This window comes from uncultured Tateyamaria sp. (assembly GCF_947503705.1).
Classification (GTDB): Bacteria; Pseudomonadota; Alphaproteobacteria; order Rhodobacterales; family Rhodobacteraceae; genus Tateyamaria.
Genome location: NZ_CANNES010000008.1, coordinates 1 through 12,979 on the forward strand (window position 1 = coordinate 1; position 12,979 = coordinate 12,979).

The 12,979-nt window shown below is 59.8% G+C and carries 13 protein-coding genes; 8 read left to right on the forward strand and 5 right to left on the reverse strand.

Annotated elements, in window-relative coordinates; genetic code table 11:
• The first annotated feature begins 233 nt into the window (after window positions 1–233).
• Window positions 234–1,181: a lipoyl synthase gene (gene lipA / locus Q1A44_RS16230; protein ID WP_299627378.1), complete on the forward strand. Its 948-nt coding sequence runs from the start codon at window positions 234–236 to the stop codon at window positions 1,179–1,181.
• 9 nt (window positions 1,182–1,190) lie between these two features.
• On the opposite strand, the gene hpt is transcribed toward lipA, so the two are convergent.
• Window positions 1,191–1,727 carry a hypoxanthine phosphoribosyltransferase gene (hpt, locus tag Q1A44_RS16235; protein WP_299627743.1) on the reverse strand — a complete coding sequence of 179 codons (537 nt, stop codon included), beginning with the start codon at window positions 1,725–1,727 and terminating at the stop codon, window positions 1,191–1,193.
• 76 nt (window positions 1,728–1,803) lie between these two features.
• Between hpt and Q1A44_RS16240 the strand changes: the two genes are divergently transcribed.
• Both Q1A44_RS16240 and Q1A44_RS16245 read left to right on the forward strand, forming a co-directional pair.
• Window positions 1,804–2,247, forward strand: a complete 444-nt coding sequence (locus Q1A44_RS16240; protein WP_299627379.1) for a type II toxin-antitoxin system RatA family toxin — start codon at window positions 1,804–1,806, stop codon at window positions 2,245–2,247.
• 40 nt (window positions 2,248–2,287) lie between these two features.
• A complete protein-coding gene (locus Q1A44_RS16245; protein ID WP_299627381.1) occupies window positions 2,288–3,535 on the forward strand; it encodes an MmgE/PrpD family protein in 1,248 nt (415 codons plus the stop codon).
• On the opposite strand, the gene Q1A44_RS16250 is transcribed toward Q1A44_RS16245, so the two are convergent.
• Genes Q1A44_RS16250 through ispD form a run of 4 tightly spaced genes read right to left on the reverse strand, consistent with a single transcriptional unit; the run spans window position 3,532 to window position 5,618 of the window.
• Entirely contained in the window at window positions 3,532–4,005 is a 474-nt protein-coding gene (locus tag Q1A44_RS16250) for a CinA family protein (RefSeq protein ID WP_299627383.1), read from the reverse strand. The genes Q1A44_RS16245 and Q1A44_RS16250 overlap by 4 nt on opposite strands.
• A complete protein-coding gene (locus Q1A44_RS16255; RefSeq protein WP_299627385.1) occupies window positions 4,002–4,484 on the reverse strand; it encodes a phosphatidylglycerophosphatase A in 483 nt (160 codons plus the stop codon). Before Q1A44_RS16255 ends, Q1A44_RS16250 begins: the two co-directional genes overlap by 4 nt.
• A gap of 8 nt (window positions 4,485–4,492) precedes the next feature.
• Window positions 4,493–4,972, reverse strand: a complete 480-nt coding sequence (gene ispF / locus Q1A44_RS16260) for a 2-C-methyl-D-erythritol 2,4-cyclodiphosphate synthase (RefSeq protein WP_299627387.1) — start codon at window positions 4,970–4,972, stop codon at window positions 4,493–4,495.
• On the reverse strand, window positions 4,962–5,618 hold the full coding sequence (gene ispD, locus Q1A44_RS16265) for a 2-C-methyl-D-erythritol 4-phosphate cytidylyltransferase (protein ID WP_299627389.1): 657 nt from the start codon (window positions 5,616–5,618) through the stop codon (window positions 4,962–4,964). The genes ispF and ispD overlap by 11 nt, the downstream gene beginning before the upstream one ends.
• A 181-nt stretch (window positions 5,619–5,799) precedes the next feature.
• Between ispD and dusB the strand changes: the two genes are divergently transcribed.
• From dusB to Q1A44_RS16290, 5 genes are all read left to right on the forward strand, one after another.
• On the forward strand, window positions 5,800–6,780 hold the full coding sequence (dusB, locus tag Q1A44_RS16270; protein ID WP_299627392.1) for a tRNA dihydrouridine synthase DusB: 981 nt from the start codon (window positions 5,800–5,802) through the stop codon (window positions 6,778–6,780).
• The gene (locus Q1A44_RS16275; RefSeq protein ID WP_299627745.1) at window positions 6,777–7,865 is read left to right on the forward strand and encodes an ATP-binding protein; all 1,089 of its coding nucleotides are present in this window, start codon (window positions 6,777–6,779) and stop codon (window positions 7,863–7,865) included. Before dusB ends, Q1A44_RS16275 begins: the two co-directional genes overlap by 4 nt.
• Before the next feature lie 3 nt (window positions 7,866–7,868).
• A complete protein-coding gene (locus Q1A44_RS16280; RefSeq protein ID WP_299627394.1) occupies window positions 7,869–9,230 on the forward strand; it encodes a response regulator in 1,362 nt (453 codons plus the stop codon).
• Between the two features lie 101 nt (window positions 9,231–9,331).
• Window positions 9,332–11,566, forward strand: coding sequence for a PAS domain-containing sensor histidine kinase (locus Q1A44_RS16285; protein WP_299627396.1), 2,235 nt, complete (start codon window positions 9,332–9,334; stop codon window positions 11,564–11,566).
• Window positions 11,563–12,975: a sigma-54 dependent transcriptional regulator gene (locus Q1A44_RS16290; RefSeq protein WP_299627398.1), complete on the forward strand. Its 1,413-nt coding sequence runs from the start codon at window positions 11,563–11,565 to the stop codon at window positions 12,973–12,975. Before Q1A44_RS16285 ends, Q1A44_RS16290 begins: the two co-directional genes overlap by 4 nt.
• The last annotated feature ends 4 nt before the right edge of the window (window positions 12,976–12,979 follow it).

Sequence of the window (12,979 nt, forward strand, 5' to 3'; positions counted from 1 at the left end):
GATGCCCCAAGGTCTTCCTCTCTGCCATCGCTCTCGCCGCCATCGTCATCTATTGGCTATGAGTCCTGACCCTAAGGCCAGCCCCCAAACCCCCGGAATATTTTAGAAGAAAAGAAGGCTGGACAGAGGGCCACGCGCCGCGCTCGCGCATAGCGGCCATGCGCCGCGTTGCGTGCATTGTGCCGATGTTTATGTTAACAACAAGTTTAACGTTAAACTACCTGAGGCCCGTTATGCGCGACCTGAAAATCCCTGCTGAACGTCATCCGGAAAAAGCCCGGCGCCCCGACAATCCGCAGCCGAAAAAGCCGAACTGGATTCGCGTCAAGGCCCCGGGCGGCGAGGGATATACCGAGACGGCCCGGATCATGCGTGAAAACAAGCTGGTCACGGTGTGCGAAGAGGCAGGTTGCCCCAATGTTGGCGAATGCTGGAGCCAGGGCCACGCCACGATGATGATCATGGGGGAGGTTTGTACCCGCGCGTGCACCTTCTGCAACATCGCCACCGGCAAACCACCAGAGGACCTGGACGCGTTTGAGCCGGGCCGTGTTGCCCATGCGGTTGAAAAGCTGGGTCTGAACCACGTTGTCATTACCAGTGTTGACCGCGACGATATCGAGGATGGGGGCGCTGATCACTTTGCGCAGACCATTCGTGCGATCCGCCACCGTAGCCCAAACACCACTATCGAAATCCTGACGCCGGATTTTATCCGCTGTGATCCGGCCGTTCTGGAAGTCGTGGTCGAGGCGCGCCCGGATGTGTTCAACCACAACCTGGAAACCGTGCCGGGCCTTTACCCAGAAGTACGCCCCGGAGCACGGTACTTCCACAGTTTGCGTTTACTTCAAAGGGTCAAGGAACTGGATCCGACGATGTTTACAAAGTCCGGCATCATGGTGGGCTTGGGCGAAAACAAGCAGTCTGTTGTCCAGGTCATGGAGGATATGCGGGCCGCAGACATCGATTTTCTAACCATCGGCCAATACCTGCAACCGACGCCCAAACACCATGCGGTGGACCGGTTTGTCACACCAGAGGAGTTCGCGGTTTATGAGAAAACGGCTTATAACAAAGGGTTCTTGATGGTTTCAGCGACGCCGCTGACGCGGTCAAGCTATCACGCGGGTGACGATTTTGCGAAATTGCGCGCCGCGCGGCAGGCAAAACACGGGTAGAATGCGTGCTTAGGTGAACCGGACTTTGCCGATAAACGGCAGATTTCGGTTCCGCTGTGCAAAGTCGATACCGTATCCCACGACAAATTCATCAGGAATGTCGAAGCCGGTCCAGTCCGCTTTGAAATCGACTTCGCGGCGGGCGAATTTATCCAGCAATGCGATGGTGCGCAAATGTGCGGGCTTGCGACCCTTTAGCAGCCGTGTCACGTGGTGCATGGTGTGGCCAGTATCCACGATGTCCTCAACGACCAAGACATCGCGACCTTCAATTGCGCCGCGCAAGTCCTTGAGAATACGAACTTCCCTGCTGCTTTCCATACCGTCGCCATAGGATGACGCCTCAAGGAAATCGACTTCGATTGGCAGGTCAAGCTCGCGCACCAGATCGGCGATAAAGACGAAACTGCCCCGCAAGAGGCCCACGACGACCAGCTTGTCCGTACCCTTGAACGCGGTCTCGATCTCGCGGCACAGCTCTTCGATCCGGGCGGCGATGGCCTTGGCCGAAATCATCTTGTCTATGACATATGGCCGCTCTGACATGGTCTGCCCCTTGATCTTGATTGGTTTCCGCGACACATCCAATGTCACCAAACATCCTGAGGTCTTGTCTAGCCTAATGCCTACCCATTCTGAAACCCGGTTCCTGCCGTATTCGGCGCAGCAAATGTATGATCTGGTGGCTGATGTGGGCGCATATCCCGAGTTTTTGCCCTGGTGTGCGGCGGCGCGCGTGCGCCGCGTTACGCCAGAAGGGGACCACGACGTGATGGAGGCGGATCTGGTGATCAGCTTCAAAGTCTTTCGCGAACGCTTTGCCAGTCGGGTTGTTCTATGGCCGGCTCAGCACAAGATCGACACCGAATATCTGGACGGGCCCTTTCGCTATATGAAGTCCAATTGGGCTTTTGCCGATACGGACGGCGGGTGCGAAGTGTCCTTTTTTGTTGATTTCGAGTTTCGCAACGCGATCCTGCAGGGCATCATCGGTGTTGTGTTCAACGAGGCCATGCAGCGGATTGTGCGCGCGTTTGAGCGACGGGCTGCAGCGCTTTATGGCTAAGCGCGCTTTGGGTTGAGAACGGCCCCGCGGGGAGGGTTTTTTGGAACAGAGAAGCGAGGGGATCACAGAGTTAGTCCTGGCCTATGCGCAGGCTAATCCGCCGCAGAATGTGCGTGATATCATGCGTTTGTCGGTTCTGGACTGGGCAGCATGTGGGGTTGCCGGCGCGCGACACGGTGCATTTGGTCCTTGGGCGCGCGGTTGTGAGGCGGTTGGCCCGGCGTCGCGGTTTGATGGGCGGGCAGGGTCAGTCGCTGAGGCGGCTATGGTCAATGGCACCCTTTCCCATGCACTGGACTTTGATGACACGCACTTTGCTCATATTGGGCATCCCTCTGTTGTGGTGGTGTCCGCGGCCCTTGCCATGGCCGAAGCAAAATCAGCCACATTGAATGACATGGTCGATGCGGCTCTAGTCGGCGCGGAAGCGTCGGTTGCTGTGGGGCTTTGGCTGGGTCGTGCGCATTATCAGGTTGGGTTTCACCAGACGGCAACGTCGGGTGCCTTTGGCGCAACCGTGGCGGCGGGTCGGTTGATGAGGTTGAGCGAAGCGCAGATGCGCCATGCTTTGGGACTATGTGCTACGATGGCCTCTGGTCTGAAGTCCCAGTTTGGCACCATGGGCAAACCTTTGAATGCAGGGCTCGCTGCGCGGGCTGGCGTTGAGGCGGCACAATGGGCCGCTCTTGGCATGACCGCGGCGCATGATGGTCTGGCTGGGCTCTTGGGCTTTGGTGCGACCCATCACGGGGCGGCAGAACCTGTACCGATGCAGTGGCGTATGGATGCGGTCAGCCATAAATTTCATGCCTGCTGTCATGGGGTGCACGCAAGCCTTGAGGCAGTGCGTGACGTTGACCTTTTGAACGCAACGCGCATCGAGATATCGACCCACCCGCGTTGGATAACCGTCTGCAATCAGGCGGCACCGGATACCGGATTGGGCGCCAAATTCAGTTATGCCCATGTGATGGCAATGGCTGCGTATGGCCGAGATACGGGTGACATCGCTCAGTTTTCCGATGATTGCGCGCGCGATCCTCACCTTGTTGCCTTTCGAGACCGGGTGCATGTGTCTGCTGATGATGGCCTGAGTGAAATGCAGGCCCGGGTTCAGGTGGACGGTATCGAATACAGCCATGACCTGGACGCGCCGCAGCCCTATTCGGCGCGTGAGGCGCGGGTGCGCGGGAAGTCCAAGGGTTTGATCGGCGCGCAGGCCGACACGCTTTGGCGTGCGATCGAGGACGATGATCTGGATAGTTTTTCCAGGGGGTTGAGCCGCTAGTCGGCGCAGAGACTTTTCAGCAAAAGCCCAAGTGCGTGATCCCGTGCCGCGCGCCGCACTGCATCCCGCCCCAAAGCGCCAAATTCAATCGTTTCGGTCACGACGCTGTCGTCAAATGCCAAGCCGAAGCAGACGCGCCCCTCGGGCTTGTATTCCGATGCGCCGGGGCCCGCGATACCAGTGATCGAGACGGCCATTTGCGCGCGCGAGCGGGCCAAGGCCCCCTGTGCCATTTCGGCTGCGACCTCTTCGCTCACCGCGCCGTGGGCTTCAAGTGTTGTGGCGTGCACGCCCAGCATCTCGCGCTTTGCGTCATTTGTGTAAGTGATAAACCCGCGCTCAATCACGGCGGAAGAGCCTGGAATATCGGTCAGGGCGACCGCAACCATGCCGCCTGTACAGCTTTCCGCCGTGGCAATCATGATTTTCTTTTCTTTCGCAATATCAAGAATATCCGAGGCGATCTTCATACCATCAGAACTCCGTGTGCGAACCCGGCCAGCACGAGGACGCCCAATGCCGCAAACACGCCGGCAATCACATCATCGAGCATCACGCCAAGCGCGTCGCCGCGCGCGTCCGCTTGCCCTACCAACCACGGCTTCCAGATGTCAAAGAGCCTGAACAGAGCAAATGCCGCGATCCAACCTGGCCACATTACCAGCACTTCGATACCACGGTCCCAGGCGGCATAGCTGAGCGGGGCGAGGGCAATCCACTGGCCAACGACCTCGTCCGCGACAATCTCGCTGGGGTCATGATCACTTTGGCCTGCAGTCATTTGCGCCGTCGCCCACCAGCCGCCTGCAAAAACGGCAAAGGCCGCCAACACCAGCAAAGGAAAACCGCCCAAGATGTGCAGCGCCCACGCCAAGGGCAACGCCACGAGTGACCCCCAGGTGCCGGGTGCGGGGCGCAGGTATCCCACGCCGCAAACGGTGCCTATCATCCGCGCTATCATGGTTTGACCAGCGCTGCGGTTGCGATACAGGCAATGCCTTCGCCGCGCCCGGTAAAGCCAAGCTTTTCCGAAGTGGTCGCCTTTACAGAAACGCGGTCGGGGTCCATCCCCATGATCTTGGCCATGGCGTCGCGCATCGAGGCCGCATGTGGCCCGACCTTGGGAAATTCACAGATCAAGGTGCAGTCGACATTGGAAAGCGTGAAGCCCATGTCGCGCGCCAGATTGACGGCATGGCGCAAGAAAATATGGCTTTCGGCCCCTTTCCATTGCGGATCCGAGGGTGGGAAATGCTGGCCAATGTCACCTTGGGCCAAGGCGCCATAGATTGCGTCCGTGACCGTGTGCATGCCCACATCCGCATCCGAATGGCCAACCAGCCCGTGGCTATGCGGGACTTGCACACCGCAGAGTGTCACGTGATCGCCCACGCCAAAGGCATGCACGTCGAATCCATTGCCCAGTCTAATGTCCATTGCGTCCTCGCATGATCCGTTCGGCCCGCGTGAAGTCTTGCGGGTGCGTGATTTTCAGATTGTCCTCATCGCCCGGCACGATGGCAACGTCCAGTCCGAAGGCGCGCGCTACTTCTACATCGTCTGCCGCGCCACCGGGATGCGCCGCATGGGCAGACAGGATCGCAGCGCGTCGGAACCCTTGGGGGGTTTGCGCGCGGAACAGGCCCGCGCGGTCCTGGGTTCCTGTCACGACGCCATCCACCCCAGTCCAAAGTGCGTCGGTCACGGCTAGCGCAGGGGCTGCGCCATCAGACCGTGCAAGCGCTGTCAAAACGCTCGAAATCGTCTGTGCCGTAACCAATGGCCGCGCGACATCGTGAATCAGCACGTGATCTGTGCCTTCGGTCGCAGCCAAGCCGTTCCGGACAGAGGCAGCCCGGTCTGCGCCACCGGCGACAACCGTGGCGTTATCAAAGCTGCCGGACCGATCCAGATCGTCGGGATGCAGCACCAACACGATCTGTGTCACCTCGGGATGCTCATGAAACGCCCGCAGCGTATGTTCGATGACCGGCCGTCCGCACAGCATTTGCCACTGTTTGGGCATATCCCCACCAGCGCGGGTGCCACGTCCGGCGGCCACAATCACAGCGGCGGCTGTCATATCTGCAATCTCGCTCTCATGGCTCTTGTCTAGGGTCTTGGGAATTTCGTGTCTATGCCAACGCGAGCGCCTAAAAATTAAGCATATGCTGCGAATAGCACCGATTTGACGGGGCGCTGAATTGAGAAAAGCCAAGGATTGCGGTAGGTCAAGCGGCACGCACAAGGATTAGGCACGCCCAATGGCCACAGGCCCGCTCGACATGACAGCCCCTGTGATGCTGGCCCCGATGGCTGGAATCACCGATTTGCCGTTCCGTACGCTCGTGGCGCGGTTTGGGGCAGGTATGGTTGTGTCCGAAATGGTGGCCAGCCACGACATGCTCAATGCGCGTCCCGGCAGCCGCGAAAAGGCAGAGCTTGGGTTGGATGCTGCTGGCACAGCCGTTCAATTGGCCGGGCGCGAAGCGGCCCCGATGGCCGAGGCGGCCAAGATGGTAGCAGGGCAGGGCGCGCATGTCATCGACATCAACATGGGATGTCCGGCCAAGAAAGTGACGCAGGGCTATTCCGGATCGGCCCTGATGCGCGACCCGGATCATGCGTTAACCTTGATCGACGCGGTTGTGAGGGCCGTCGACATTCCGGTGACGCTCAAGACCCGATTGGGCTGGGACGATGCAATGATGAACGCGCCCGAGATTGCGGCGCGTGCCGAGGCGGCGGGTATCCAGCAGATCGTGATCCATGGGCGTACACGTTGCCAGTTCTACAAGGGGCGGGCCGATTGGGCGGCCATCCGTACCGTCAAAGAGGCAGTTAGCATTCCGGTCATCGCAAATGGTGACATTACCAATGCGGCCACCGCCCGAGAGGCGCTGCGCCTGTCTGGCGCAGATGGTGTGATGATTGGGCGGGGCGCACAAGGGCGGCCCTGGGCCTTGGCCGAAGTGGCCCATGCGCTTTATGGCGCGCCTGCGCCGAATGTGCCGCAAGGCGATGCGTTTGCCGATATGGTTATCGCTCATTACGAGGACATGCTGAATTTTTACGGCGAGGTGTTGGGCCTGCGCGTGGCACGCAAGCATCTGGGGTGGTTCATGGACACGTGCAGGACGGACGTGTCATTGCGGCGCGCCGTTCTGACGGCCAAGACACCCGCCGCGACCCTGGCGCTTTTGCAGGGTGCGCTGTGTCCCGCAAACGGGCAGGCGGCAGCATGACCGGGGTGGGCGATCTTTGGGCTTCGATGCCGATCCCGACCATCGTGATTGGGCCAGATGACGAGATTGTGGACATCAATTCTGCCGCCGAAGGCTTCTTCAACTCGTCGATCAAGGCGATGGCGGGCGCGCCGCTTTGGGACCAGTTGGCCGTTGATGCCCCGCTCGAAGAAAGCCTGGCGCGGGCGCGCAAGAATGGCACAGCACTCTTTGTGAACGACGTCGATGTGGGCAATGGACAGCGGGCACCGCTGCAATGCGCCTTGCAAATCGCGCCACTTGTGGGTGCGCCACAGCATATGGTGTTGATGATTTCGCCGCGCGAACTGGCCGGACGAATGACGCAGAACCATTCGGTCAAATCGGCGGCCAAATCCGCGATCGGCATGGCTGAAATGCTGGCCCACGAGATCAAGAACCCGCTAGCTGGGATCACCGGGGCGGCCCAACTGCTCAGCATGAATCTCGGGAATGACGACCTGGAGCTTACAGACCTGATCGTGGGGGAATGCCGCCGGATCGTGAAGTTGCTGGAACAGGTGGAGCAATTCGGCAACCTCTCGCCCCCGGACCTGCGGGCCGTCAATATCCACGACGTGCTGGACCGCGCGCGGCGTTCTGCCTTGCTGGGGTTTGGTGGTCAGATGACGATCATCGAAGATTACGACCCTTCGCTGCCACTGGCTTACGGCGACCCGGACCAGTTGCTTCAAGTGGTTCTGAACCTGATCAAAAACGCCTCCGAGGCGGCGGGGGACACGGGCGGCACAATCCGCTTGCACAGCTTTTTTGAACATTCCTTCAGCCTGCGCCGCGCCGATGGCACCGGACAATCGCTCCCGCTTCAGATCGAGATCATTGACGACGGCCCAGGCCTGCCAGACGCAATTGCAGCCGATATCTTTGACCCTTTCGTGTCGGGCAAGGAAAACGGCACCGGGCTGGGCCTCGCCCTCGTATCCAAGATCATCTCCGATCACGGGGGGTGGATTTCGGTCACTTCCGTGCCGGGCAGAACCGTCTTTCGCCTCTCGCTCCCGCGGGCGCCGCAATCCGCGTCGCTTGCCCAAACCCAAAAGGACTAGCCCATGGATGGTACCGTACTTGTCGCCGATGACGACCGCACAATTCGCACCGTTCTGACCCAGGCGCTAACGCGCGCTGGGTGCAAGGTGCATGCGACCTCAAGCCTTACGACGCTGATGCGTTGGGTCGGTGAGGGCAAGGGTGATGTGGTGATCAGCGACGTGATGATGCCGGACGGGAACGGGTTGGAGATGCTACCCAAGATCAGTCAGGATCGGCCGGGTTTGCCAGTCATCGTGATTTCGGCGCAAAACACGATCATGACGGCCATTCAGGCGGCCGAGGCTGAGGCATATGACTACCTGCCCAAGCCCTTTGACCTGCCTGATTTAATGAAACGCACCGCAAAAGCGCTAGAACTCAAGGCCCACAGCCCCGCGCGTAGTGCCGAGGATGAGCGCCCGGATGAGCTGCCCCTGGTGGGGCGTACTGCGATAATGCAGGCGCTCTACCGCGTGGTGGCGCGTGTCATGAACACCGACCTGCCGGTTCTGATCTGGGGTGAAAGTGGGACGGGCAAATCCCTGATCGCCCGCGCGATCCACGACTTTTCTGACCGCCGAACGCTGCCTTTTGTGACGGCGGGTGCTGCCGATCTGCAAGACCTTGAGGGCCCTGTGCGCCTCCTTGCGCGGGTCAAGGGCGGTACGCTGCTGATTGATGAGATAGGCGACATCCCCGAAGAGCTTCAAGCGCGCATCGTGCGGATGATGGACACACCCGGCGAATATGTGCCCCGCTTTCTCGCCACCAGCCAGACCGACCTGACCGCCGCGATGGAGGCGGGTATGGTTCGCAAAGATCTCTACTACCGCTTGTCGGGAGCCACTTTGAACGTGCCTGCGCTGCGCGAACGGGTCGATGATATTCCGTTGCTTGCGGATCATTTCTTGCTACGGGGCGAGAAGAGCGGACAATCGCCCCGCGTCCTTTCCGAGGCCGCTGCCGAGATCTTTCGTACCTATAGCTGGCCCGGCAACGTTCGGCAGTTGGAGAATGCGGTGCGCCGCCTCGGGCTTACGAGCCGCGCGGTTGAAATCAGTGCCTCAGAGGTCGAACAGGTTCTGGGCAGCCAGCCGGAACTCGAACCGATGCGCAGTGCTGGCGATACGGAAAAACTGGGCGCGTCGGTGGCACGTCATCTGCGCCGCTATTTCGATCTGCATGGCAATATGTTGCCACCGCCCGGGCTCTATTCCCGTATTCTGCGCGAGGTCGAAGCCCCATTGATCGAGATCGCGTTGGACGCAACGGGCGGAAATCAGGCGAAATGCGCCGATTTGCTGGGAATCAATCGAAATACCCTGCGTAAGAAAATCACCGATCTAGATATTGAGGTGACACGGCGCCGCAAATTGATGTAAAACGGCCACACAACCCGTGGCATCCGGGCCGCATAGGCCCGGACGATCACTGGATATGGCGGTTAAGGCGCGCAAGCGCCACATCATCGAGGGCATGCCACGTGGCATCAAGGACACGCACGACTTGGTCGGTGACGTTGGGGCGTTTGCGTCGCAAACGCCGCGTACGCACCGGCGTCACGCTTGGCCTTGTTCTTTTGGGGCCGATCCTTGCCTTCACCACATTCCTTGTACTGGGTCCGCTGGACCAAGGGACCAACACGTCTGCCTTGCGGCTGATCCTTTTGGCGGACATGGTTTACGTACTGGTGATCGCGGCGCTGGTCATGTCGCAAATTGTTCGGCTGATTGCAGCGCGGCGTGCTAAATCGGCGGGGTCCAGACTGCACTTGCGGCTGACGGGGGCCTTTGCCTTATTGGCTCTTATCCCGACGGTGACTGTCGCCGTCTTTGCCGGCCTCACCGTGAATATCGGGCTCGAAGGTTGGTTTTCCGACCGCGTCAGCAGTGTCGTTGGCACCTCGCTTGCCGCCGCCGAGGCGTATGAGCAAGAGCAGCGCGAGGACCTCGCCGCCGACGCCCGTGCGCTGGCCCGATATATTGACACAGTGCGCGGGGCTCAGCTTGTGGGAGACCGCGAGGTTCTGACTGAAGGGCAGCTTCAGGTGCAGCGCGGGCTGCGCGAAGCGTATCTGATTGATGGCACTGGTGAACTGCGCGCCCGTGGAGACCGCTCTTACCTCTTTGATTTCGAAAGGCCTGCGGCAGAGGACATCGCGGCCGCAATCCAGGAGGGCATCCTGATTATCGAGGATTGGCCGAACAACGAATTCCGCGCCCTTGTGCCTCTGGCCAGCTTTGTCGACCGCTTCCTTTATGTCAGCCGCGATGTCGATGGCGAAATCCTGTCGCTTTTGGACGAAACCCAGGAAACCGTGCGCCTTTACCAGCAGTTGGAAAGCGATCGGGGGCGCGTCCTGTTTGACTTTGGTATGCTTTATCTGGGTTTTGCTGTGGTGCTGATCCTGGCCGCCATCTGGCTGGGCTTTTGGTTTGCCGAACGGTTGTCCGTACCTGTGGGGCGGCTTACGGGCGCGGCGCAGCGTGTGGGCGCGGGCGATCTGGACGTACAGGTGCGCGAGGAAGAGGGCGATGACGAGATCGCCATGCTGGGCCGATACTTCAACCAGATGACCAAACAGCTCAAGGGGCAGCGCCAGACCCTGCTCGACAACACTCAACAGATTGAGCGGCGTCGTCGCTTGTTCGATTCGGTGCTTAGTTCGGTCACCTCGGGTGTGGTCGGCGTCGATGCCCACGGCAAGATCACCTTTGTAAACCGGGCAGCTGTCGGCTTGCTGGATTGGGATGAGGGCGGGGCGACTGTGCCCCTCGCCGTTGCTGTGCCTGAATTTGCGGCTCTTTTTGCCATGCTCAAAGCAAGCCGGTCCGAAGTGGCGCAGGACGAGGTCAAAGTGACCCGCAACGGGCGGCTGGAAAACCTGTTGGTGCGCATGTCGACGCGGCGCAACGAGGATGGGCGGCTTGAGGGCTATGTTGTGGCCTTTGACGACGTGACGGATCTGGTCAGCGCTCAACGAATGGCGGCCTGGGGCGACGTGGCCCGCCGTATCGCTCACGAGATAAAGAACCCGCTGACACCCATTCAGCTGAGTGCCGAAAGGATTAAACGCAAATTTGCGCCCAAATTGGGCGAGGACAGCGACAGCCTGGAACAGATGACGGATGTGATCGTTCGCCAGACCGGCGATTTGCGGCGGATCGTCGACGAATTTTCGAAATTCGCGCGCATGCCAGAACCTGATCGGCAAAGCACGGATCTGGTCGAGATTGTGCGCGATGCTGTCGTGCTGCAACAGTCTGGCCAGCCCGGGGTCGAGATTGTGGCGGACCTGCCTGCCCAGGATGTGGTGGGCAATGTGGATGCCACGATGGTGTCACAAGCGCTGACCAATCTGATCAAGAACGCGGGTGAAGCCATCGAAACCCTGGTCAGAAAAGGGGCCCCCGAGGGCCACGTTCCCAGGGTCGAAGTGGCCATGGACACTGGCCCCGAAGGCGCGGTCATAACCATTGCAGATAATGGGGTGGGCTTGCCCGAAGACCGTGCGCGGCTCTTTGAGCCTTATGTCACAACCCGTGACGAGGGGACTGGCTTGGGCCTGCCCATCGTCAAGAAGATCATCGAAGAACATGGGGGCACTTTGACCCTCAAGGACGCGGCTCCCTTTGGGGACAGCGCATATTTTGGCGCGATGGCGGTCATCACCTTGCCCGTCGTTACAGCCACAATTGAGGAGGAAAAAGCGGTATGAGCGACATTCTGATCGTCGACGATGAACGCGACATTCGAGAACTGATCTCAGATATTCTGGAAGACGAAGGCTATGCCACGCGGCTGGCCGGCAATTCGGACGATGCGATGGGGGCGATAAACACCCAAGCGCCCGCGCTGATGATCCTCGATATCTGGCTAAAGGACAGCCGGATGGATGGGATCGACATCCTCAAAGCCGTGAAACGCGACAACCCGGATGTGCCCGTGGTCATCATTTCAGGGCACGGCAACATCGAGATTGCGGTGGCAGCAATCAAACAGGGGGCTTACGATTTCATCGAAAAGCCCTTCAATATCGATCAGTTGCTGGTGGTGATCCGCCGTGCCATGGAAACCTCGCGCTTGCGGCGCGAGAACCAATCGCTGCGCCGTCAGGATGTGGGTCAGTCCGACATGATCGGAGCGTCAGCCTCGTTCCGCAATCTGGTCAGCCAGCTTGACAAGGTCACCAAATCCAATGGCCGCGTGATGCTGACCGGTCCCGCGGGCAGCGGCAAGGAAGTCGCGGCACGCTATATCCATGCCAATTCGAACAGGGCGGATGCCCCCTTTGTCACCGTCAATTGCGCGGGGGTCGAACCAGACCGCATGGAAGAAGTTCTATTCGGTCGTGAAACTGCTGATCGTGGGGTAGAGCCTGGCCTGTTGGAACAGGCCCATGGCGGTGTGATTTATTTTGACGAAGTAGCAGACATGCCCGTCGGTACGCAGTCCAAGATCCTGCGGGTGCTCGTCGATCAACAATTCCAGAGGGTTGGGGGAAATGACAAAGTTCGTGTTGATTTGCGCGTGATCTCCTCAACCAACCGGGATCTGGAGCAGGCGATTGCGGCCCAGACCTTTCGCCAGGAGTTGTATCATCGGTTGAACGTCGTGCCGATCCCGGTGCCATCCCTCGAAGAGCGACGCGAGGACATTCCAGTCTTGGCTGACCATTTTATCGAAGATTTCAACAGTGCGCAGGGCCTCCCCAAGCGGGCGCTAAGCGAGGATGCGGCGGCGCTGCTTCAAACGATGATCTGGCCAGGAAATGTGCGCCAACTCAAGAATATGGTGGAGCGGGTCTTGATTCTCGGTGACGGGGCCGGCCCGATCGAGGCACGCGAATTGCCAGGCTCGGACGAGCCCGAGGGCGAGGAAGGACGTGTGGTGTTGTCGGGTGCGCTTGCAACCTTGCCATTGCGCGAGGCGCGTGAGGCGTTTGAGCGCGAATACCTGCTGACCCAGATCAACCGGTTTGGCGGCAATATCAGCCGGACGGCGAATTTTGTCGGGATGGAGCGCAGCGCGCTGCACCGCAAGCTCAAATCATTGGGTGTTGTCACCTCGTCCAAAGCGGGTGCGCGTGTAGCTCATTTGGACGAACCCGAAGCCGAAGCCGGCTAGGGCC